This is a genomic window from Blautia sp. St.27G3, assembly GCF_059728505.1.
Window position 1 is genome coordinate 748,433 of record NZ_BAAGFO010000002.1, and the last position, 22,513, is coordinate 770,945.

19 protein-coding genes are annotated in these 22,513 nt (G+C 47.5%); 2 read left to right on the top strand and 17 right to left on the bottom strand.

Annotation, left to right across the window (positions count from 1 at the left end; translation table 11 throughout):
* Positions 1-2: 2 nt before the first annotated feature.
* The 5 genes from AC6I2O_RS13065 to AC6I2O_RS13085 form a co-directional block, all read right to left on the bottom strand.
* Entirely contained in the window at positions 3-926 is a 924-nt protein-coding gene (locus tag AC6I2O_RS13065) for a sugar phosphate isomerase/epimerase family protein (RefSeq protein WP_120391897.1), read from the bottom strand.
* Between the two features lie 30 nt (positions 927-956).
* On the bottom strand, positions 957-2,348 hold the full coding sequence (locus AC6I2O_RS13070) for an FAD-dependent oxidoreductase (RefSeq protein ID WP_120391898.1): 1,392 nt from the start codon (positions 2,346-2,348) through the stop codon (positions 957-959).
* Between the two features lie 22 nt (positions 2,349-2,370).
* On the bottom strand, positions 2,371-3,201 hold the full coding sequence (locus AC6I2O_RS13075; protein WP_120391899.1) for a carbohydrate ABC transporter permease: 831 nt from the start codon (positions 3,199-3,201) through the stop codon (positions 2,371-2,373).
* Positions 3,202-3,216: 15 nt separating this feature from the next.
* On the bottom strand, positions 3,217-4,092 hold the full coding sequence (locus tag AC6I2O_RS13080) for a carbohydrate ABC transporter permease (protein ID WP_120391900.1): 876 nt from the start codon (positions 4,090-4,092) through the stop codon (positions 3,217-3,219).
* Between the two features lie 100 nt (positions 4,093-4,192).
* On the bottom strand, positions 4,193-5,533 hold the full coding sequence (locus AC6I2O_RS13085; protein WP_120391901.1) for an ABC transporter substrate-binding protein: 1,341 nt from the start codon (positions 5,531-5,533) through the stop codon (positions 4,193-4,195).
* A gap of 153 nt (positions 5,534-5,686) precedes the next feature.
* On the opposite strand from AC6I2O_RS13085, the gene AC6I2O_RS13090 reads away from it, so the two are divergent.
* Positions 5,687-6,442: a DeoR/GlpR family DNA-binding transcription regulator gene (locus tag AC6I2O_RS13090; protein ID WP_497742866.1), complete on the top strand. Its 756-nt coding sequence runs from the start codon at positions 5,687-5,689 to the stop codon at positions 6,440-6,442.
* 230 nt (positions 6,443-6,672) lie between these two features.
* Here AC6I2O_RS13090 and AC6I2O_RS13095 read toward each other — a convergent pair whose 3' ends face one another.
* Positions 6,673-7,710, bottom strand: a complete 1,038-nt coding sequence (locus AC6I2O_RS13095) for a 2-dehydropantoate 2-reductase N-terminal domain-containing protein (protein ID WP_120391903.1) — start codon at positions 7,708-7,710, stop codon at positions 6,673-6,675.
* Positions 7,711-7,910: 200 nt separating this feature from the next.
* On the opposite strand from AC6I2O_RS13095, the gene AC6I2O_RS13100 reads away from it, so the two are divergent.
* On the top strand, positions 7,911-8,639 hold the full coding sequence (locus AC6I2O_RS13100) for a DeoR/GlpR family DNA-binding transcription regulator (protein ID WP_120391904.1): 729 nt from the start codon (positions 7,911-7,913) through the stop codon (positions 8,637-8,639).
* 14 nt (positions 8,640-8,653) lie between these two features.
* Here the strand turns inward: AC6I2O_RS13100 and AC6I2O_RS13105 are convergent, their stop codons facing one another.
* The 11 genes from AC6I2O_RS13105 to AC6I2O_RS13155 all read right to left on the bottom strand — a co-directional run bounded on the left by AC6I2O_RS13105 (position 8,654) and on the right by AC6I2O_RS13155 (position 22,270).
* Positions 8,654-9,772: an Ldh family oxidoreductase gene (locus AC6I2O_RS13105; protein WP_120391905.1), complete on the bottom strand. Its 1,119-nt coding sequence runs from the start codon at positions 9,770-9,772 to the stop codon at positions 8,654-8,656.
* Between the two features lie 34 nt (positions 9,773-9,806).
* Positions 9,807-11,171: an FAD-dependent oxidoreductase gene (locus AC6I2O_RS13110; protein ID WP_120391906.1), complete on the bottom strand. Its 1,365-nt coding sequence runs from the start codon at positions 11,169-11,171 to the stop codon at positions 9,807-9,809.
* Between the two features lie 162 nt (positions 11,172-11,333).
* Positions 11,334-12,260 (bottom strand): LysR family transcriptional regulator, encoded by a 927-nt coding sequence (locus AC6I2O_RS13115; RefSeq protein ID WP_120391907.1) that lies wholly within the window; start codon positions 12,258-12,260, stop codon positions 11,334-11,336.
* A gap of 28 nt (positions 12,261-12,288) precedes the next feature.
* Positions 12,289-13,815 (bottom strand): sensor histidine kinase, encoded by a 1,527-nt coding sequence (locus tag AC6I2O_RS13120; RefSeq protein WP_497742868.1) that lies wholly within the window; start codon positions 13,813-13,815, stop codon positions 12,289-12,291.
* Positions 13,781-15,286: a response regulator gene (locus AC6I2O_RS13125; RefSeq protein ID WP_497742869.1), complete on the bottom strand. Its 1,506-nt coding sequence runs from the start codon at positions 15,284-15,286 to the stop codon at positions 13,781-13,783. The genes AC6I2O_RS13120 and AC6I2O_RS13125 overlap by 35 nt, the downstream gene beginning before the upstream one ends.
* Positions 15,283-16,239 carry a sugar ABC transporter substrate-binding protein gene (locus tag AC6I2O_RS13130; protein ID WP_497742870.1) on the bottom strand — a complete coding sequence of 319 codons (957 nt, stop codon included), beginning with the start codon at positions 16,237-16,239 and terminating at the stop codon, positions 15,283-15,285. Before AC6I2O_RS13130 ends, AC6I2O_RS13125 begins: the two co-directional genes overlap by 4 nt.
* A gap of 270 nt (positions 16,240-16,509) precedes the next feature.
* The gene (locus tag AC6I2O_RS13135; protein WP_497742871.1) at positions 16,510-18,786 is read right to left on the bottom strand and encodes an alpha/beta hydrolase-fold protein; all 2,277 of its coding nucleotides are present in this window, start codon (positions 18,784-18,786) and stop codon (positions 16,510-16,512) included.
* 260 nt (positions 18,787-19,046) lie between these two features.
* Positions 19,047-19,880, bottom strand: a complete 834-nt coding sequence (locus AC6I2O_RS13140; RefSeq protein ID WP_120391912.1) for a VanW family protein — start codon at positions 19,878-19,880, stop codon at positions 19,047-19,049.
* A 2-nt stretch (positions 19,881-19,882) separates the two neighbouring features.
* A complete protein-coding gene (locus AC6I2O_RS13145; protein WP_120391913.1) occupies positions 19,883-20,422 on the bottom strand; it encodes a YqeG family HAD IIIA-type phosphatase in 540 nt (179 codons plus the stop codon).
* Between the two features lie 21 nt (positions 20,423-20,443).
* A complete protein-coding gene (locus tag AC6I2O_RS13150; protein WP_497742872.1) occupies positions 20,444-21,133 on the bottom strand; it encodes a beta/alpha barrel domain-containing protein in 690 nt (229 codons plus the stop codon).
* A 393-nt stretch (positions 21,134-21,526) separates the two neighbouring features.
* A complete protein-coding gene (locus tag AC6I2O_RS13155; protein WP_120391915.1) occupies positions 21,527-22,270 on the bottom strand; it encodes a D-lyxose/D-mannose family sugar isomerase in 744 nt (247 codons plus the stop codon).
* Positions 22,271-22,513 lie beyond the last annotated feature (243 nt).

A 22,513-nucleotide genomic window follows, 5' to 3' on the forward strand; every position in this document is an offset into this window, starting at 1 on the left:
GCTTATGCCTCCAGTTTTTTCCGGAATACCTCGCCGATATCGTGAATGGTTCTCAGCCAGATTGGAACTACTTCCCGATCCAGCCTAGTCAGTTCCATCTGACGGAATGTCTCAAAGCTTAGATTTCCATTATAGCCCACTTCTTTCAGGGCGTCCAGCACATCCTTCCAGATAATGCTTCCGGTATAAGGCGCCAGATGGTCGTCATTCCATCCTCTGTTATCATGCAGATGCAAAATTTCAATCCGGCTGCCCAGCGTATGGATAAAGGTTTTCGGATTTTTCCCCAGCACGTTGAGATGGCCGGTATCCAGGCAGAAAGCGAAACACTTTTTTCCTGCCTTTTCATTCAGCCTGTCAATATATTCAACCGCCTCTTCTGCTACAGAGCAGGTTCCCTCCATGATCTGATCGCGATAACGGCTGAACAGATTTTCCAGGCAGACCACAACATCCGTTTCCAGCAAATCGGGGATCAGGCTTTCAAATAACCGGTAATTACGGCTGCGCATCGTCTCTTTTGTATCCAGCCTGTTTTCCACATTCAGAGAGCTTCCATGAATAACCAGCCATCTGACCTTCGCATAATCACACATTTTAATTGCCGTCCGGTACGTCCGGAGGGCAAATTCTGTAGCCTCCGCAAAACCGGGCACATAAGCCGGCGAGGGAGCGTGTGCCTGCATTGGCCAAAGGCCGTAACGCCTCATGGTATCCAGCTCGGGCTGATATACCTCCAGTACCTTTTCAAACGGTTCATCAAAAATACAATAGGGTATTTCTTTCTTTTTTATCAGTTTTTCTTTATCCCAGATCGGACCCCAGTTCCAGTCAATCCCGGTAAACCCGGCCTCGCTGATTAGCCTGTACCCGTCTTCTATTCCCCAGAAATCTGTCATGCCTGCATTCTGTATTACAAGTTCCATCCTGCACCTCCCGTTTCTGTCTCCTGCGTTCTATCCCAAAAAACTGCCCTCTTCCACCAGCTGTGCCTGCAGCTTTTTTATGTTGACATTACGGACCAGACACTGTTCCTTTACTGCCATGGCCGCCGCAACCCCCGCCGCATGCCCCATTTCCATACAGGGCGGCATAACTCTGACCGCCCCGGCTCCTTCTGATGTAGCGGAAATACTTCTCCCGGCTACCAGCAGCTGCTCGATATTCAGCGGAACAAGACAGCGGAACGGAACCCCGTACCATTCGCCGTTTTCGATTGTAAGATATTTCGTTCCCGCTCCGCCGACTGTCCCATGTACATCAATGGAGCTTGAGGTCAGCAAAATCACATCATCCGGAATCCTTCCCTCCAGGACGTCCTCGGCACAGAATACCGCTTCGCCTTTAATATGCCGTGTTTCCCGTATTCCAATCGTGGAGCCGCTGGCCAGTAAAACCGCGTCCTCACATCCCGGAATGTATTTCTTTAAAAACCGGAAAATTTCCTCCACCTGCTGCCGGCCGATTACCTCTGCCTGCGACAGGCTTTCGGAATCCGTCCCGTTCACATTTCCGATTCTTGAAATATTGACGCTCCATTCGTCCTTCTTTACGCCGCGGTAGAGCCCGACCACCCACCTGTCAATGCTGAAATCCCCGTTTTTTTTCGCCTCCTGGATTTTCCAGTGGAATGCGCCGTGCCTCACTCCGTCGATATACAGATCAATTCTGTCCTTATTCGCCTCAATTTCTGCGTTCAGCCTGTCGCTGTCCACATTTCCAATACGGAAAAACATGGTCGCCGGCTGCATGGTTCCCTTTTTTCCGTCGCCTATCATGCACGGAACCCCTGCCCGGTAGGCGACATCCGCATCTCCACTGGCGTCAACCACAACCTTTGCCCAAATGCTCTCCATTCCGTTTTTTGAGGAAACGATGATCCCTTTCATGCAATTTTGTTCCGTGACCGGTTCCACAAAGCTCGTATGATAGAGTATCTTTACGCCCGCTTCTGTAAGCATCTCGTCAATTACCCGTTTCAGGATCTCCGGATCAAACGGCGCGCAGTGGTCATGCCCCCGGAAATGGTAGCCTGCCTCCGGCCCTCCCGCCCGGCAGTATTTTGGATGAATTGCGCCTCCCTGCTCCACCAGGCGGTTGATCACCTCCTCAAACATGCCGCGCACAATCATCCTGGTTCCGGATTTATTATAGGACGTCATAAACGGTCCTACCAGCGCGCCGGTTGCCATACCGCCGCAATAGCCATTTTGTTCTACCAGAACCGTCCGCGCACCGTTTCTTGCAGCTGCCGCTGCAGCGCAGAATCCGGCCGGCCCGCCCCCTACTACGACTACGTCACATTCACATTTTAGGGAAATGTCCATCGGTTTTGTGAATTTTTCCATCCTGTTCTCCTTTATACTAGTATCAGCCTTTTACACCGCTTGTTGCAATACTCTCGACAAAATGTTTCTGTGTGAACAAAAACAGAATAATGATAGGAAGAATTGCGCTGGCTGCCGCTGCCATCATCAGATTATAATCATCCGTCAGCTGCAGGAACCAGCGGATACCCTGAGATACTGTATACAAATCATACGTTGGCAGGAAAATCAATGCATTCAGATATTCATTCCAGGAACTGATAAATGCAAGCACGATCACTGTAATCATCGGCGTTTTGGTCAGCGGCAGCATTACCTTAAGCCAGATGATGTAATGGCTGGCGCCGTCTACCCTTGCCGCCTCCATCAGGTCGTCCGGCAAACCCATGTAGAACTGCCGGAGAAGAAAAATGGACGTTACATTAAACCATGACTGCAGAATCAGAGCCCAATGCGTCCCATACAGCCCGATTGCATCAAACAGTATGTATCTCGGGATAATCAAAGCCTGCGCCGGTATCATCATCGTAACCAGGATAAGGATAAACACCAGATTTTTTCCCCTGAATCTGATTTTTGCCAGCGCATAACCGGCCATGGAAGAAATTAAAAGCTGACCGGCCGTACCGAGTATGGCAATCTTAAATGAATTTAAAAAAAGCTTCCAGAAAGGAATCTCCGCGTTATTCCAGACTCTGGCGTAGTTCTCCCAGCGGATTACTTCCGGAATCCAGTGGAAATCCAGGGAAAACACCTCGTGCCCCGCCTTTAACGATGAGGAAAGCATCCATAAAAGCGGGCAGAGAAAAATAATTGCTATAGCGCCGACCCATATCGTATTTATAATTTTAACGGTTCTATTCTTTTTCTTCATCCTGTCACCCCCGCATTAATAGTGAACCCATTTTTTCTGTCCCCACATCTGAAGCAGGGTGACAAGCAAAATAATGGCAACCAGTACCCAACTTGCAGCGCTGGCATAGCCAAAATTGTATTTTCCAAACGCCTCGTCGTAAATAATCTCCACGACGCTGACAGCGCCGCCATTGGAATCCATCACGTTCACGGCTGTAAAAATTTTAAATGCCGCAATCAGACGGACAATCAGGAGATAAAACGTCGTAGACGATACAAGCGGCAGCGTAATCTTAAAAAAGCTCCTCACTGCGCTTGCCCCGTCGATCTGCGCCGCTTCATACAGCTCGGACGGTACCGCCTGCAGCGCTGCCATATACACAATCACGCAGAACCCAATTCCTGCATAAATCATAACCAGAATTACCGGGATGCGGCACAGGCTTCCATCTATCATCCAGTTTGGCACAGGATCCATGCCAAATACTTTTCCCAGAATCAGATTCACAGGGCCGTCTGTACGGAACATATACCGAAACACTGCCGCCAGGGCTACCATACTTGATATATAGGGAATAAAAAAACACATGCGCAAAAACTTTTTCAGATATACTTTCGTATTCAGCATATGCGCCAGAAACAAAGACAACGCGACCGTTGTCGGGGCAATTGTGATTGCATAAATAACAGTGTTTACCAACGCCTTTTTGAATTTTCTGTCTTTTGTAAACAGCTTTATAAAATTGTTCACCCCTGTAAACTCAATCCCGGAAAAACCCGAAAGAAAATTCCACTTTGTGAAAGAAAGAATAATCGAGGAAATAACCGGTATCAATACAAGCGTGAGAAAAATAAACAATGCAGGGGTCATAAAAAGCCATCCGGCCACTGCCTCTTTCTTTTTATTCATTCAACTCTCCTCCTGTCCGCACAAATCCGAAGCCGCATAAGGAAAGATCCGCTGATGTTTTCGAAACAGCGGATCTTCCTGTATCAAATACGGCGCATATTTACAGCTGCTCTTCAATTGCCTCGTCAGCGTACGTCTTCAGATCCTCCAGCATCTCTTCCACCGTCATTTCCCCGGACAGAACATATCTTGAATATTCTATAATCATATCGTAAATGTCCGTATATGCCACAATATAACTGTCTGAATAAGCCGTTTTCCCGGCTGAAACCACGTACTCGTTGAATGTATCCGCATCCACCCATTTTTCTGCTTCTTCTGTGCTTCCAAATACAAGCTCCAGGATTTCATCCCCCTTATTTCCTGTCCATTTTCCGGCGTGTCCGGATGCATACATGTACTTGTTTCCAAGCGTTGCCGCAAATTTGGCAAATGCGTACGCAGCCTCTTCATCCTGGCAGTTGGATGCAATTCCGATATGTGAGAACGGCACCGGCCCGTCTATATAATTTGTCTGTCCCTTTTCCCATACCGGATACGGCGCATAGCCGATCTTGAAATCGTGCTCAATCGATGTAATAAACCTGGTCAGAATACAGTCAATGGAGGTGGCCACTCTCCCTTCCAGGAACAGCTGGCGGTTTCTGAGATTATCCGCAATCATTTCCGTCTTTCCATACCAGATCCCTTCCTCCTCTGCATCCACTTCAAGCTGCAGCGCTTTTGTCCAGAGCTCACTGTCAAAATCAGAAAGGCCTTCTTCATTATAATATCCGTTCTCGCCCTTCACCTGGTTTACACGGAGCGTCCACGAATCAACATCCGAATAGTCAACACCTCCGTATACTCCGTCCTTCGTCATCGCCCGGCATGCTTCCAGGTATTCGTCCCAGGTCCACTCTTTCGGGAGCTCGCCAAGCCCTGCTGCATTCCACATATCCATATTAATCGCTACATAGTACGACATAGCGCCCGACGGAAAGCTGTAAATCCTGTCGTTCAATTTATACGTATCAGTTCCCCATTCTGTTATAAGATCGAGATTGTCTGCAGCCAGCCTGTCGGTGATATCTAGGAACATATTGTTCGCCCAGCGGTCGGCTGTATTTGATACATTAAAGCTCAGCAGAACGTCTATTACTCCGCCCATCATCGCAGTGTCAGCCGCAATATTTCCATCTGAATTATTCTTGTATACGGTCGGAATCACTGTTACGTTTGGATAATACTCATTAAAAGCTTCAATCAGCGCGCCTGTCCCTACTTCCTCGGCAAACGCCGTATAGAAACGCACTTCTCCTGTAAGCTCTGCAGCATTTTCATTGATATACACGGGATCTGACCCTGCAGCAACAGCCGTCTGCGCCCCACCCCCTGTAAGCGGCAAAATCATTGTAAATGTCAGCAGCCCTGCAGTTACATGTCTCAATATCTGTTTCATTTTGTTACCCTCCTGTTCCTTCTCTTTTTGGTATCTGCATTATAAAACTTTATCAATTCTTCGTCAATAGAGTTAAAAATATTGACAATTTTTCATTTTATGCTATGCTATATGTATGTTTTTTTCATTTTATTTATTCAAAAAGGAGTAATAATGAACAAAGAACAACGTCAAAACGAAATATTGGAACTGGTGCTGAAAAAGGAGTGCTGCAGCGTAAAAGAATTATGCGCCGCCCTCTACGCCAGCGACGCCACAATCCGCCGGGATCTGCACTGCCTTGAACAAAAAGGGCTAATCCGGCTTTTATACGGCAATATTGTTCCGCTGATGCAGGAGTCGCACGACCATCCGCTCGCGTTTCGGGAAAATCAGGCAAAAGCAACCAAGCGGGATCTGGCGCGCTATGCCGTAAGCCTGATTCCACCGCACGCCAGCGTCATGCTGGATTCTTCGTCCAGCGCCCTGTATCTGGCGGACTATCTGAATCCGGATTATAAAATCACCGTTTTTACCAACTGCATCAAAACGGCCACAAAGCTTCACGAAAAGAACATCACTGTTTTTCTTCTGGGCGGCCAGCTTGACAGCCACAGCCTTGTCACCTCCAGCGTGTGGACCCTGGAAAATATCCGGGCCTTTCATGTAGATTATCTGTTTTTTTCCGCGCAGTCTTTAAGCAGCGACGGTTTTATTGCCGGAGCCACTGATTTCGGCGTCCATGTGCGGAAATACATGCTCCGCCAGGCAACGCAGTCCTATTTTCTGTGTAATGCAGAAAAAGTCGGCACGCATTCCACTTACACGCTTTGCCACGCCAGCGAGATTACCGGAGTTATCACAAATACTGATCTGTCTTTTCTTCCAGATGTAAAATTTATCAATATCAGCACCAGGATCCATGACTGAATATTTCGAAAAAAGTTTCTGATACGATGAAAAGAATGCGCAAAAGCGCATTCGCCGCGCGCGAGCGGTTCTGCTTGCAGCTGATTTCTTCTCCGCGAGCTGCGCATCCTGCCGGAGGCTTTTATCGTATGGGAGACGAAGTTTCCTATACGATAAAAAGCATAGTACAGATAAGCGTCGAAGCTTATATACACTATGCTTTCATTTATTTCCATTCACGTTTCCAGTCTCTACTGTTCCAGCTCGTATTCAAATGCCTTCCACGGTACGTCTACCGTCTTTCCCTGGTTGATCAGTTCATCCACATGCATCAGCAGGGGGAAATCTTCTGTCCTGGCTTTCCCGGACGCTGCCAGGGTCCGGATCGCAGCTGCCGCCCTTGCAGCAATTACGACCGATTCCAGCGTCACTCCGGACAGCTTCTTCATCGCCTCTTCAAAATGCATCCCGGTTCCAAGCAAAATACCGATTTTTCTCGTTCTTCCGCCAAATACCGTAACGTATAAATCTCCGGCTAGCAGGCGCACGTTCGACGGATCCCCCGCACACAACTCCAGAATCCGAAGCATCTCCACAACAGCCTGCCCAAACAGGGCCGCCTGTGAATTATAATGTTCAAATTCCCTGCCCTCCCGTTTGTACGACATTCCGATTGCAAGGCTCACGCCCAGCGCATACGCATTTTTCATTGCTACCGCGCACTCGACGCCGCGCACGTCCGTAGAAAGGCTGACATTGTAGTACTCTGTCTCAAACAGAGACTTCAGCCAGCGCAGCGTCTCCATATCGCGTCCGCAAAAGGTCACTTCCGTAAAATCCCTGTCCGCCAGTTCGTAGCTCGTACACGGTCCGCCGATTGCGTTAAAGGAAATCTTTTTCCGGGAAGCTTCCTCAAAAATTTCCGGATAAGATTTCAAATACCCGTCTTCTGTATTTATCATTCCCTTTGTGACAGACAGAACCGGAAGCGTCTCCGGAATGAGGGGAAGCATTTCCTGCAAAAACCAGTCAAGGCCAAAGCTGCTGACTCCATTAATATACAAATCAGCGCCTTCCATGGCCTCCCTTACTTCCTCCGCAAAATACCAGGAAACCTGCTCCGGCATCTTCCGTTTCAGTGTCAGATGCTCATTTGTCTTTTGTCCGTGTTCAATAATTTCCCGATCCAGCGGCGAGCCAACCAGGCGCACCTTATGTCCGTTTTCACACAGCGGAACCGCAAGCGCTGATCCCATCATCCCTGATCCGACAATTACAATTGTACTCAAATTACCCGTCCTCCTTTTTCTTTTTTTCTTGATTTCAAACTCTTACAGGCATATAATTACTATACTTTTCCTCTATGCAAGCGTCAACGCATGGCGGGCAAGTCGAAAAACCGTCATCTTTTCTTTGAAACTTTTGCAAACTTTTGCATTCCATACAATTTTCACATGCTGCGATACAGGCAGGAAAGGGGCGTACCGGTATGCTACAGTGTCAGCGTCAGGAGGAAATTCTTTCCATCCTTGAAAAAGAAAAAACCATCCATATTTCCGATCTTGCAAGGCTGCTTTTTGTCAGTGAGGCCACTGTACGCCGCGATTTAAACACCCTGGAAAAGCTCAGCCTTGTAAAACGCGTATACGGCGGCGTCATGCTTTCCAAATATGCCAGCTCGTCTGATCTTCCGCTTTCCCTGCGCGAGCACGAAAGCCGCCCGCAAAAGGAGCTGATTGCCGCCAGGGCTGCCGGACTGCTTCACAACGGAGCCACCATCCTCATGGACGCTTCCTCCACTGTGCAGCATATGGTTCCTTATCTCAGAGAATATACGGACCTTACCGTCATTACAAATTCACTTAAAATCATTGACCAGCTGGACGGTTCCGACGTCCGCGTCCTGTGTACCGGAGGCCAGCTTATTTCCCGCAACCGTGCCTTTGCCGGCTCGGCCGCCGTTGATATGGTGAAAAATATTTACGCTGATTACCTCTTTTTTTCTGCTCAGGGACTCTCGCTGTCAGGCGAAATCTCTGATTTTTCAGAAAAAGAGACCGATCTTCGAAGAACCATGATAACCAGAGCCACACAAAGCTACTTTCTCTGTGATTCTTCAAAAATCGGCCAGTCTTTTTTATTCAAGGTCTGCGACAGTACGGATCTCGACGGAGTAATCTGCAATATCCCGCTCCCGGAATCCATCCGTACCGTATAATGGCAAGCCTGCTTTTATGATTCAAAAGGGAAGCGGAACTGCGACAGTCCAAACTCGTCCCGCAGTTCTATGAATTCCTTCTGTACCGCTTCCGTTATCGGAACTCCCTTTTCCTTCCTGTAAAGCCATACGTCATATTCTTTCTCACCCGCCGTATAGATCCTTTCCTGTCCCGGCGCTTTCTGTGACCCGCGCAGTTCGCGGAGAATATCGCCGCACGTCTTTTTAAATGTCTCCGCTCCCAGAAAGGCTTCCGTATCAATCGCCATAAAGAAGTGTCCGAGGTGGTACGGCCGTTTCCCGCCGTTTTCGTCTTTTCCATCCAGAGCGCGCAGGAAAATTCCTGACTGCAGGGCTGCGCAGAGGATTTCGACTACCGTAGCGTATCCATATCCCTTATAGCCCCCCAGCTCTTCTCCTATGCCGCCAAGAGGAGCCAGAGCAGCCTTTCCAGAACGCATATCTTTCAGGATCTGCCCGCTGTCCGTCATCGTTAGTCCGTCACGGCCGATCACCATACCGGCCGGAGTATCTTTTCCAATCCGCGCATAATATTCAATCTTTCCGTTCTGCGTAATGGAGGTCGCACAGTCAAGTATAAACGGAAATGGCTCGTCCGTCGGCATCGCAAACGTCAGGGGGTTCGTGCCCAGCATGTTTTCCACGCCAAACGTCGGCGCAATCGACGGCCTGGCATTCGTCCCCGTAATTCCGATCATATCTTCCTTTGCCGCAAGCCCTGCCCAGTAGCCTGCGATCCCATAATGGGAGGAATTGCGCACCGCAACCATACCCATACCGTATTTGCGCGCCTTCTCAATGCAAAGATCCATTGCTTTTTTACTGGCAACCATACCCATGCCATCGTTCGCATCCAGAACCGCCGTCGTCGGCGTCTCTTTCAGAATGTCAATTCTGGTGACCGGATTCAGGATTCCTGCCCTGATGCGGTCAATGTAAATCGGTTTGAAACGATTACAGCCATGGCTCTCAATCCCGCGTCGGTCACTCTCCAGAAGAACATCTGAGCAAAGCCTTGCCTCTTCTTCCGGTACTCCCACCTTCATCAGAACAGCCGTCATAAAATCGTCCGCCAGCTTCCAGTTCACATAAGGTCTGTTATCAAATTCCATTTTCGTTTCTCCTCCTTTATTTATATCAAAATAATTATTCTTTGATTACAGCGCCCTGCTCCGTCAGAATCCGGCGCAACTTTTGGACGTCAACTTTCTCCGGTGCGATACCTTCCTTCACCGCCAACGACGCCGCTGTTCCTGCCGCCTGTCCCATTGCCATGCAGGCCGGCATCACCCGGTAGCTGCCTGCCGCCTCTGACGTTCCGCTGATACAGCGGCCTGCTACCAGAAGATTTTTGCAGTTTTCCGGAAGCATACAGCGATAGGGAATCGTGTAATATCCGTTTACCGTAGTAAACGTAACGCCTCCGCCCTCCGAATGGTGGATGTCAAGCGCATAAGCAAAGGTACAGATTGCATCCTCAAAATGCTTTTTTTCCAGAATATCCTCCGCCGTCAGCTCATACTTTCCTTTTATATGCCTGGTCTCGCGTACGCCCAGGACAGACGCCACCTGCAGCAGCTGTGCATCTTTTCCGCCCGGAAGATATTTTCGGATAAACGCAAGCACCTCCTGCACCTGCTTTCTCCCCTCTACCATTGCCGCGCTGATCTGCCTTGTATCCGTCGCATTGACATGTGGCATGCGGGTTGTATTTACTTTCCATCTGCCCGGTATATTCTGCTCATACATCCCGATTTCATTTTTATCAATACTCCAGTCTCCGTTTTTTCTTGCCTCTTCAATCATCCAGGAATAACAGTTTCCCATGTGGTCATCCAGCGCTTTCTTTCTCTCTTCCAGCCCGGCTATATAGGCGTTCCGGTCAATATGATCTACTTCAAAGAATAGCGACGCGGGCTGCATGGCGCCGCTGCCTTTCTCTCCGAGCCGCACCGGCACGCCGGCCTTTACCGCAGCATCTGCATCGCCGCTGCAGTCAATGTAGCACTTTGCCCTGATTGCCTCAAGCCCTTCCTTCATCAGAACCACCGCATGTGTAATCCTTCCGTTTTCCGTTATAACATCAGCCAGCTGAGTGTGGAACAAAACCTCCACGCCAGCCTCCTTCGCCATTTCATCCATCACAATGGCAAGGATTTCTGACTGGTATGGCGTTACATGCTCATGGCTGCGCAGATAATAGGACGAATAAGAAGTCATTCCGCGAATCTTCGAAGGATGAATTGCTCCGCCCTTCGCCTCTGTACGCACGCAGAGCTCGTCGAAAATCCCCTTTACAATCTGCTCGGTGCAGTCATCGTCATAGCAGGTCATAAACGGGCCTACCAGCCCGGCCGTCGCCATTCCGCCAAGTACGCTGTTTCTTTCAATTAAAACTGTTTTAGCCCCGTTACGTGCAGCCGCTACGGCTGCTCCGAAACCTGCAGGCCCGCCGCCGATTACCAGCACATCTGCTTCTGTTATTTTCTGAATTTCGCAGATATATCTCATCTGATCCTCCTATTGTATAATTTTATTGCTAGAATCACTATATTCTTTTTTTAATAATCCAGCAATAGATGGTGAATAGATCGAATTTTTTTCATATTTTTCCTGAAAGTCTTGCAAACTTTTGCAAAAAAAGAGCAAAAGCCTGTTTTTAGCTCTTGCCCGTTATCCATCTGAAATCCCCAGATACGCCTTCAGCTTCTCCACATACCGCTCCCCCATACGCGAAAGTATGGTATTCTCTCTCACAATATAACCGATTTCCATTGTACTGTTCGGGTTCTCTTCATCATCTTGAAACGGAACTGCAACAAACTCACTGCCGTTCAGCTCCTCGCATATGATACCGGAACAGAGTGTATAGCCGTTCAGCCCCACCATCAGATTCAGCATGGTCGCACGGTCATTCGCCTTGATGGTCTGCGGATACTCATTCGCAGACAGAATCTCCTCCGCAAAGTAAAAAGAACTGTTGTCACCCTGCTCAAAAGAAAGGCACGGGTAGCCGCTCAGCTGCTCCATACTGACAGACGCCTCCTTTGCAAGAGGGTGGTGTTTCCAGATATAAACGTATGCCTCGCAGTGAATCAGATGGCAGAATTTCAGTCCTGCAGAGTGCAGAAGCTTTTCCATGCATTTGCGGTTAAAATCGCATAAATACAGCACGCCGACCTCGCTTTTCATTGTGCTGACATCACTGATTACTTCCGCTGTTCGCGTCTCCCGGATTGCAAATTCGTATTTCGACAGATCAAACTCCTTTACCATATCCACAAAGGCTTTCACTGCAAAGGAATAATGCTGCGTCGATACGCCAAATTTCTTTTTGCCGGCTGTTCCCTTCCCGTACTTTTCCATCACACTCTCATACTGTGCGTAGATCTGTTTTGCGTAAAGTAAAAACTCCGTTCCGTCGCCCGTCAGCGTAACGCCGCGTCCGCTTCTGTAAAACAGGGTGATCCCAAGCTCTTTCTCAAGCTCCCGGATTGCACTGGTCAGGGAGGGCTGGGAGACATACAGCAGCTCGGCCGCCTTATTCAGGGATTTTGTTTCTGAAATTGTAATAAAATAATGTAGCTGTGTCAGTGTCATTTTTTCTCTCCGTTTATACGCTCCATACTCAACTGTTCCCGTTGTTTGGCACCGTCTCCAGTGTGACAGAGACACGGGTTCCCTTCCCTGGCTCACTGTTTACTTCTACCGATGCGCAGTTTCCGTAAATTGTCGTCAGTCTTGCTGCAACACCATACAAGCCGGTCATCTTTTCAAGGGCTCCCGCCCCTTTCAGGTCTGCCCGGACTTTTTCAAGCGCCGTACGATCCATTCCCTCTCCGTTATCTTCCACCTGCAAAAACACTTTTCCCCCGCAGGTCTGTACTTTTATTTCAATCCTTCCCCCCTCCCAGACGGTCTTTAAACCGTGGGAAATCGCATTTTCCACCAGAGGCTGCAGCAGCATGGATGGCACCTTCACCTCTCCGTTCATGCCGTCGGACTGAATTGTAAAGGAAATCCGCTCCCCAAACCGCAGCTCCTGAATTTTCATATATTCCCTGGTATGACGAATCTCCTCTTCCAGTGAAATATTCTGGCCGATCAGCCGGATCGAATCCCGCAGGTAACAGGCTATCAGCTGGCTGGCTTCCCGCGTTTGCGGCGCATGTTCAAAGTACGCGAGCCCGGAAACAGTATTCAGGCAGTTAAACAGAAAATGGGGGCTGAGCAGCGACTGGATCAGCTTCATATGTGCCTCGTTGAGGGAAACCTGCATCTGCATATTCTGAACCTGCAGCTCCCGTACCTGCTGATCGAGCTGCATTTTCTCAAGAAGTTCCGCCATCTGGTCACGTATTACCTCTGACATATCCCGGAATGTATTCTCCAGAATCTGGGTTTCTGTAACAAGAATGCTATCCGTTTCCTTCCTCCTGTCCGGAAGAAGCACGGCTCTATCTCTATTTTCCTCTATATCTTCCGTAAAAAATACTGCCCCATTTTTAAAATCCTGCATCTGCTCCGTCAAATCTGTAATCGGCTTTACCAGTCTACGCACCCTCGCGCCGCTGAAAATCAGCAGATAGGCGCTGCAAAGCAGAATTCCCATTGCCATCACGGCAAACTGCCGCATCCAGAGTGAAAACTGTTCATGGTAGATGCGAAACGTAATTCCCGTGCGAATGGAATTAAGCTCATTTTCGTTATCCAGTAAATACCGGTAAAGCTTCTCACACATCGCATAATCTTCCAGAATTTCTGTACTTCCATTTTCCTCATCAGGAAGAATCATGCGATTGTAATAGAAAAGCCAGCTCTCTGTCAGATAATAGTGATCCACAAACTGCGGATCGTCAAACGTTTCCCGCATCTGACGGCTGTTCTGCGCAACATGTTTTCCGGCCTCAATGCACGCAAGCCTCTGTTCTTCCTGCCGTGCATTGACATATCTGCCCAGACACTTTTCTGCCTCGTTTATAGCCTCGTAATACTCTGAAAAAACCGTATTACTGTCAATCGTGCTCCGCATTCTCGTCAGCATGCGAAATTCAATGAACATCGTCACCGCAAACACGATGCACAGAATCAGCACTCCGATCACAACAAGCCGGAATACTTCATATTTCAACCGATGTGTTTTTCCCTCTCTCATTGTTTTCATTCCTTTGTACATACTGCGCTGCAGAAATCCCATAATACAGCCGATATGTTTCATAAAAATACTTTCTGTTCGTATATCCGCATTTCACCGATACCTGCTCCGGTGTCATACCCTGGTCAAGAAGCTCCTTTGCATGGCACATCCGTATCTGTGTCATGGACGTCGAGAAGTTTTGTCCTGTTTCCTTTTTGAAACGTCTACTGGAATAGGCCGGATTCAGGCCAAGACGCTCTGCAAGCGTTGCCTGGGACAGCTCCAATGAACCATACTCTTTTTCCATAATGCGCACCGCTTCTGCAATCACCGGATGAATGGACACATCTTTTTGCTCCGGCTGTGTCAGGATCTCCTGCAGCCAACCGGCCAGACTCTCCATCGGCTTTTTGGCATCGACTGCAAGCAGCCCGTCCATGACATCAATCTCCTCCTGATACTGAAGCACAGCTTTTAAAAACAGATAAACGCCTCCCCACCAGGTCTCCTTTTGCTCAAACATTCCATGAAATACATGGACGGCCCGTTTTGCATTTCCTTCCCTCATGCGCTGCACCGCTTTCGACAGCTTCATCCGTCTGTCATAAGCGCTCTGCTCTCCCATATTCAGTGAAATCTGAAACGGCGCTGCACCTGGAACCGCCTCCATCAGCTCACGGTACGTACTGCACACTTTTGTAAATGTAATCTCAATTCCGATCAGGCAGTCAGCTGCTTTTTTCTCCAGGACACAAACCAGCACAGATGCGGCACACCACACCGCTACTTCCAGCGCTTCTGCCTCATGACACTCCTGCGGTGTAAATACACACAGCAGTTTCCGACTGTCAATCGTCCACAGAGTTCGGAAAAACGGCTGAAAAATGCTCTCCATAGTCTGTACAACTTCTTTTTGCCTGCTCTCGTCAAGCTCTTTTCCAAAACAAAGCCGTACCATCCTCGCCTGCAGATTCCCGTCTGCCGGCCATCCGTATGCGTTTTGCATTGCTCTTTCCGGCACATTTCCCCTCAGAAAATCATTCATCAGATACCGCTGCGCATACGAGCAAATCGAAATCATCCCCTCCGATATCTGCTGAGCCTTCCGTTTTTCCTGCACAAGTTCAAAACATTTTTCCATGAATTCTGAAAGTTCTGTATCCATGATTGGTTTTAACAGATATCCGACTGCCCCATATTTCATGGTTTCTTTCGCATACTGAAAAGAATCATACGCTGTTGTAATCACCACATGACCCTGAAAATGATTCTCTGATAATGCTTTCATATATTCAATTCCGGAAATTCCCGGAATATTGATATCAAGCAGCACGATATCCGGATTTTTCTTCTGCGTGAGCCGCAATGCGTCAATTCCATTATCAGCGGAGTAAATATACGGAATCTGGGGGTAGCTGTTCCGAATCATGTCCTCCAGCATCTCTGCCTCCAGCCGTTCATCCTCTACAATCAGTAAACTATAACTCAAATACGCCCCTCCCCTCCGCGTACCGGTATCATATCAATATAAATCACCGGCTTTGTTTTTCCTTCTGTTTTTCCACTCACCAGCTCTTCCACAAGTTCCACTGATTTCCAGCCAAGCTCTTCATTGTCCTGCGTAAACAGCGCATCAATCACACCCTCCTGCGTATAGGAAAATGCTTCCTCTGTTTCTGAAAAACCGACCACAGTCACTTTGTCAGCCATCTTCAGCCGCTCAACCGTCTGTGCTGCAAGAATCGTCGTAGAAGAATTGAAGCAGACCAGCGCCGTCTCCTCGCCAAGCGACAGCAGCTTTTCCTCCAGAATCTGAAAATTATCGTTTCCCTCACCGGTCAAAACCAGCTTTTCGATTTGAATCTGACTGTCATCTGCAAAATGCTCCAGAAAAGCCTGCTCCCTCTGCCTTGTCGCGCCGGAAATCCGCTCTTCGCTGCTTTTTATAATAACCGCTGTCCGGATTTCCCCGTGATTCAGCAGGTATCCCGCACAGTCATGCCCGGCTTTCTCATTGTCGGCTCCCACATAGGCATCTCTGAGTTTTTCTTCCGTATCCGTATCGCAAAGTACGACCACAATCCCTGTCTCCATAGCCTGTGCAAGCAGCTCGCGCGTCCGGGGCTCCGTATACTGATTCGCGCAAAGCAAAATCCCCTCCGGCTTTGACAAAAGCGCTGTCTCCAGTTTCTCGTTCATTTCCCGGGTATCTTTCCCCGTTGCATACCGATACCGTGAAAGGCGTACATTGGCCGATGCTGCACCATTGTCAACCCCGTTCCATACCCCCGCCCAGAAGCTGTTCGTCACATCCGGCATGATTGCGGCAATGCGCACGCCGCTTGTCTGCGTTTTTCCCTTTGATGGTTTCATAAAAAATACTGCAAATATACAAAACACTGCCATCGAAATGGCGACAAATACCTTTTCTCTCAAACTCATAGACCCACCTGATTTTTCCTGAATATCTGTCTGGCTTTTCTGATTTTATCACAGATCACGATTCTGAAACAATATGAAAACCACATAAATCCCGGCAGGAATGACAAACCGGAACTTCATTCGCTTCCCTGTTTTGCCTCGCCTGCCAGGATCCTGATTTTTTATCACAGGCATATGCCTGAGATTATTTCTGACTATTCTTACTTACTCTGCTTCTCAGCTTTGGTTCCTATATAAGCTTATTCCACTTTATCTCAAATAATATTCGGATTATTCTGCCTTCGTCTCCGGCTCAATTCCGAGTACCTGCATTGCATCCTTGTTTCCGAGTTCTGCTGCCAGCCCATAATATTCCTGCGCCTTCTGCGTATCCTGCTCCACATACGTACCTTCTGTGTAGATGTTGCCGAGCATATAAGCTGCCCAGGAATAATCGTTCTTGTTGTGCGCCTTCACATCCACAAGCCACTGATACAGCTCCATTGCCTTTGCTCCATCCTGCTCGATACCGTCTCCGTTATACAGGCAGTCTGCATACAGATGCGTACACGTAAAGTCACCGGCTTCTGCACCTGCTGCGTAATATTCCACTGCTTTTGCCTTGTCCTGCTCTACGCCGTAATCGCCATTGTAATACATGTTTCCGAGGAATTTGTAGGCTTTCTGATATCCCAGCTCAATCGACAGCTCATAATATTCAATCGCCTTGTCGATATCAACCTCAAAATGCCCTTCTTCCACTTTCTGGCCCAGGCCCGGGATGGAGCAGTCTGAGTAAATCAGGCCCCAGTAGTATGCAGCCATCGCATTACCCCGCTCTGTTGCCAGATCCATCAGATGAGTTGCCGTTTCAATATTGTCCTCACCCTCTGCCAGTGGCGCCTTGCCGCAGAAATACCATGCTGCCATCTCAACAAGCGCATTGTCGCAGCCTCTTGCCAGAGCTTCATGCATAAACGTGAGTGCTGTTTTGAAATCACCCTTTTCGCGGTACAGAAGCGCTGCCTGATACAGCTGCTCTCCGGAAAGCGTATCCGAATATGTCACGGACGGAAGCGGTGTAATCTCCGGAACGTCCATTTCACGCGCATCTGTCTTCCACAGATAATCGTCAAAGAAGCGTACCAGTTCAATCTTCCATCCCGGATATCCGTGGCCATACTGGATTTCATTGATGATCTCAAACGGGAGATTAGCCTTGGCCATATTGTAAACCGGTATATAGGCTTTCTCAATGACCGGACGTTCCAGGTTCCATCCTGCATTGTCATACAGAGATACGCCGATCATCACAACATCGTCGCGCAGATCTTCTCTCGTGTAATCAATGTCGCACAGTGACTGAGCCGGTTCTGCCCCGCTTTGTACGATATAGTACTTATAGTCTTCGTTGTGGTTAAAATAAGCAACCCATGTCTGGATGCCGCCGTTCGAGCATCCGCCGATCGCATGCATCTCTTTATCAGAAGATACATGGTAATTCTCCTCCATATACGGAAGAATCTGGTCTGCAATAAAATTGTCAAGAGAAACGCGGTCATAATCATGACGCATATTCTGGCCGTCTGTCCGGTCAAAGTCATTCATGCTCGGCGTCACAACAATCGTAGGCTCCATGCGTCCCTCTGCGATCATATTGTCAAGGATTTCAACAAGTCCTGAGTTAAACCAGCTCGGTTCGCTTTCCCCGCCGCCGTGCACCATCACAAGGATGCGGTACTCTTCGTCTGCATTTTTCTCATAGCCATACGGCAGATATACGCCATAGACAGATTCCTTTCCTGCAAAATCTCCTTCTGCAATGGTCGCCTTCTCATAAAAAACAGTACCGGTCTGTCCGTCATCCCGCGGGCACTGCTCGTCTACGCGGTCTGTATTCGCCTGTTTTTCAGGATCCCACGGAACATAAATGTACGATGTAAAGTAAGCGTGTGCTGACAGGGTATACGGATCCTTTTCCACTGGGCTTAAGTAAGGAACATTGTTCTGGTCATAGGACATATAGCAGCCTTTCACATCATTTACATCCGCATCCACGTCCCCTCCGATATAAAAACGGTATTTATAGCCGCCTGCCGGAAGCGGAACTACAAGAGACCAGCAGCCGTCCTCTCCCCGTTCCATATCGTAGTACGGCGCCGTATGTGTTCCGAACCAAAGCTTATAGCCATCCTGCCACTCCCACGGTGACACGTATTCGCCGGTCCAGATCGTTGAATGCATGGGGTCGGAAAATCCCCATTCACCGTAAAGCCGAACACGCTGTGTTTCTTTGTCTGTGCCGAAATCCGGATCCGTAAAACAGAATTTTACAGAATAACCGGTTGCTGAGGTTTCATCCTGAAATACTGTCGTCTCTTTCACTGCAGCAAGTTCTTCCTGTGTCAGCGCCTGTGCCTGCGCCGCGCCTGCAATCCCGTCTTTTCCGGCTTCACTTTGTGTTGCCGCATTTTCTGCCGCGATTACACTTCCGGAACAAACCGGCGCGCCCAGCATACTGAGGCCAAGCGTCAAAACAGTAAAACGGCCCATCATTTTATTTCTCATTTTGTCCTCCTTCTCCTGCGTAGCAGGAACTTTGTTTTTCGTTATTCAGACTATAACCGGAAATCCTGCAGCTGTAAAAGCTGTTGTTTTTACCTTTCTTTTCCCATTTGGGGGGTCTGAAAAAACGATAGGGGCAAAATCTAAAAAATGTGGGCTGTCTGATTTTAAAAAGTCAAAAAATTCCACCTGCGCAACTGCCTCAATCAGCAAGGTACGCAGGCGGAATTTTTCACCTGTATTCTTTTTTCACATTTTATTTCTTATTCCCGGATCATATCCTTGGGAATCAGATCGTAATCATACATAACCTCTGAATGGTTATCCAGGACAAGTTCCTTCTTCAGGATCTCTCCGCTCTCTTTGTCAATCGTCACTTTATAGATCCTGGAAATCCGGTAATATTTTTCCTTTTCTTTCCGGAAATGGTGATCTTCTTCCACGAGTTCATAGCGCCACGGAAATTCCCGCTCGCTGCGCAGCTCAGCGTGCAGCATTTCTCCTTCGCACCAGATGCACAGCTGAAGATTCTGATCCGTATTGTTTTTAAAACGGTAATCTATGTAATTATAACTGACTGACGTCCCTGAGCTGAACGGAACCCGTTTTCCCGCATCCGGAGCCAGCGCGTCGGAATGGCTGTGGAACTCCGTCACCTCAAGCGGGCTGTGCAGCACCAGCAAATGCAGTGTGTTGCCCAGGTTGCAGAGTCCTCCGCCTACTCCCGGCTTCAGCTTATTCGCATAGATAATTCTTCCTTCTTTGTAACCTTTTTGCTTCTTTGTTCTTCCTACTGTTCTCCAAAACGAAAACACTTCTCCAGGGCGGATAATCATTCCGTTCATTTTACTGCCCGCCAGTCGGATATTTACTGCTTTGTTTTCCTGAAGCTTTAAATCAATGCCCGGCGCGCGCTTGATCATATTCGTACTGTAGCTGGAAACAACATGCGGCAGCGCCTCTTTCTGTATCGTTTTTGCAAATTTTTCAGGACTCTTCAGATCCTTTAAATGCCGCTTCATAATTTCTTTTTGTACTGAAATCGCATAGCAGGCAGGATGAAGCTCACAAAAAAGTTTTTTCTTCTTTTCCGGCATATTCAGACAGCCTCCCTTTTGTATATATCCCCGATCCTGTTCTGACAGGATCGTCTGATTCCGTAAAACCAGAGAATAATTTTCTCCAGATTTCTTCGTATTCCGATCTTCTTTTCATCCGGATACCGCATATATTTCACCAGTATATTATCAATTCCGCTCTTATTCGCGCCATAAATATCCGTAAAAATCTGGTCGCCAATGACAACGGCTTCTTTTTTCTCTATCTCAAGCATATCTATTGCCTTTAAATAGCCTGCCACATCCGGCTTCGCAGCGTCACATATGTACAGCGTATCAATATTTCTCATGAATCTGCGGATTCTCGGCTCGTCATTATTCGATAGCAGAAGTGTTTTCAAGCCAGTCCTGTGAATGCTCCGAAAAAGCTCATCCACCTCCTCTGTAGAGTCTTCCCCGTGATGCACCAGCGTATTGTCAATGTCAAAAATAACGGCCCGATACCCTTTTCGGTACAGTTTCTCATAATCAATCGCAAAAACACTTTCTGCGTACTCGAACGGATAAAGTATTTTAAACATGGATTCCTCCCCTTCGTTCCTTTATCTGTCTGCTTCGCCGCAGGAAGCCGCGATATAATCGCACACCTTATCGATCTGCTCCGCGAACGTTCCGTCAAATTTATTTTCAAAAAACGCCCCGCCGATCGTAAAGGCCCATGCACCGGAATCTTTTATCTCATCCAGCCGCTCGTAGCTGTTTACGCTGCCCGCAACACAGACAGGCGCATTTACTCCGGCCACAAAATCCCGAATCAAAGCAGAGGCGTTTCCCGTATATCGGTAACCAAGCAAATCAAAGCCATACACTCCTCTTTCCAGATATCGGCGCGCTTCCTCAAGCATTTCTTCCACAGTCCCATCAAGAATAGACGGACGTTCTGTCACCTTTCCTACAAACGGCATGTATTTAAGATTGTTTTTCCTGCAAAGCTCAAAGACAGAATCAAAGAAAAATGTACCCATCAGGATATCACATCCACATTCCAGGGCCTTCTTCGTACCTTCCAGACATTCCTCTTCCGTATATGCCACAACCTCCAGAACTGTTGTCTTCCCACACTTTTTCATATAGGCAAACAGCTCTTTCATCTCTTCTTTCGGAAGCCCCTTCTCCTTGAAGCCCCAAAATTTCGCCTTTGAATTCTTACACTCCTCAAAAATCTGACTGGCATTTTTTGATGTACAGTCATTATATGTTAACATTACAATTAATTCCGGACACCCATTCATAACACACTCTGCCTCCTTATCATTCGTGATAGCCCAAAATAAAACACATATTTTTAAGATTATACCAAAAAATTTTTAACATAGTTTAAATATTTTCTTAAATAATATAAATTCGAAGCATGGAAATCACTTTCTTCCTATCTAATTTCACGAATTATAAAATTTAAAGCAGTAATGTAACACAATTTTCTGCAATAGTCTATTGACAAATCATGCCATTTTCCCTATTGCAAAGTCTAATATCTGACCATCAAATATTTTACGGTGTAAAACTATCAAACTGGAAAATAAATTGCTGAAACGCAATACAAGAACGATAAAAACCAGAGATCGAAATTCAGGAGAAACATCATGGCCCTTCCTCTCCCCTCCTGCTTGCAACAGTCAATATTCCTACTTTTTAATAAACGAATATTTCGTATATTCTGGGTAATCTGCAAACATCAGATATTTTGCCGGGACATCCTCTTCCATAGATGGAATACGGTCTCCTGCTGTATGGAACCGGTTGTCGATCGTATCATCGTTTGTTGTCGATACCTCAAATAAAATCACATCTCCCGTTCCCGGCACCCCCTGCCACTGATGGTACTGGCCTGGCATCAGTGAAATGGACTGTCCCGGATGAAGCAAAAGCTTTCCGCCTGCCGGAACTGTGATCTGTTTGCCATCCACATATGCCGTCACCGGCGTATCTGCAAACTGGCCTGGTTGGTGTGCTCTTCCGCCCTCGACATCTGCAAAATCAACCTCCGTACAATTGTATAGCGTAAGCTCCAAATCTCCGCCACCGCGGTTGATGATATCCTCCTGCTTCTCCCAGTGATAATGGAACGGAAGAATCTGCCCGTCCATCACATAAAGCATCTTTTCTGCGTATGGCTTGCAATATTTCTCTTTTGCATAAAAGTTCCCGTTTCGGAACGTAAAAATTGTTAGTCCAACTCTGTCAAAATCGCCGCTTCCAAAATCAGTAATATCCCACCCCAGCATATTCTCGACAAGTTCAATCTCTTCCTCCGGAAGTCTGGCCCACTCCTCCGGTCCATAATACGCAAATGGCGGCAGCGGAAACTGCGCCTTTTTTAATGCATCCATCGTGTACTGAATAATTTCGTTCGCCTTTGACCGTTTCATTCGAATCCCTCCTGTAACCCCCACGTTATACCTATTATTTTTCAAGTTACTGACATAATTATATAATAATTTTAGAAAAACGTTTTTCTAATTGTTATTTTAAAAGAAAAACGTTTTTTTGTCAATTATATTTTTTCATTGCATCATTTTCTATTACAGGTTAAAATAACAGACAGGTTCTCATTTTTTGAAAAGTTTCTTAAATAACAGCAGATCACAAATCTCAAACCTGTAATGCGTGAT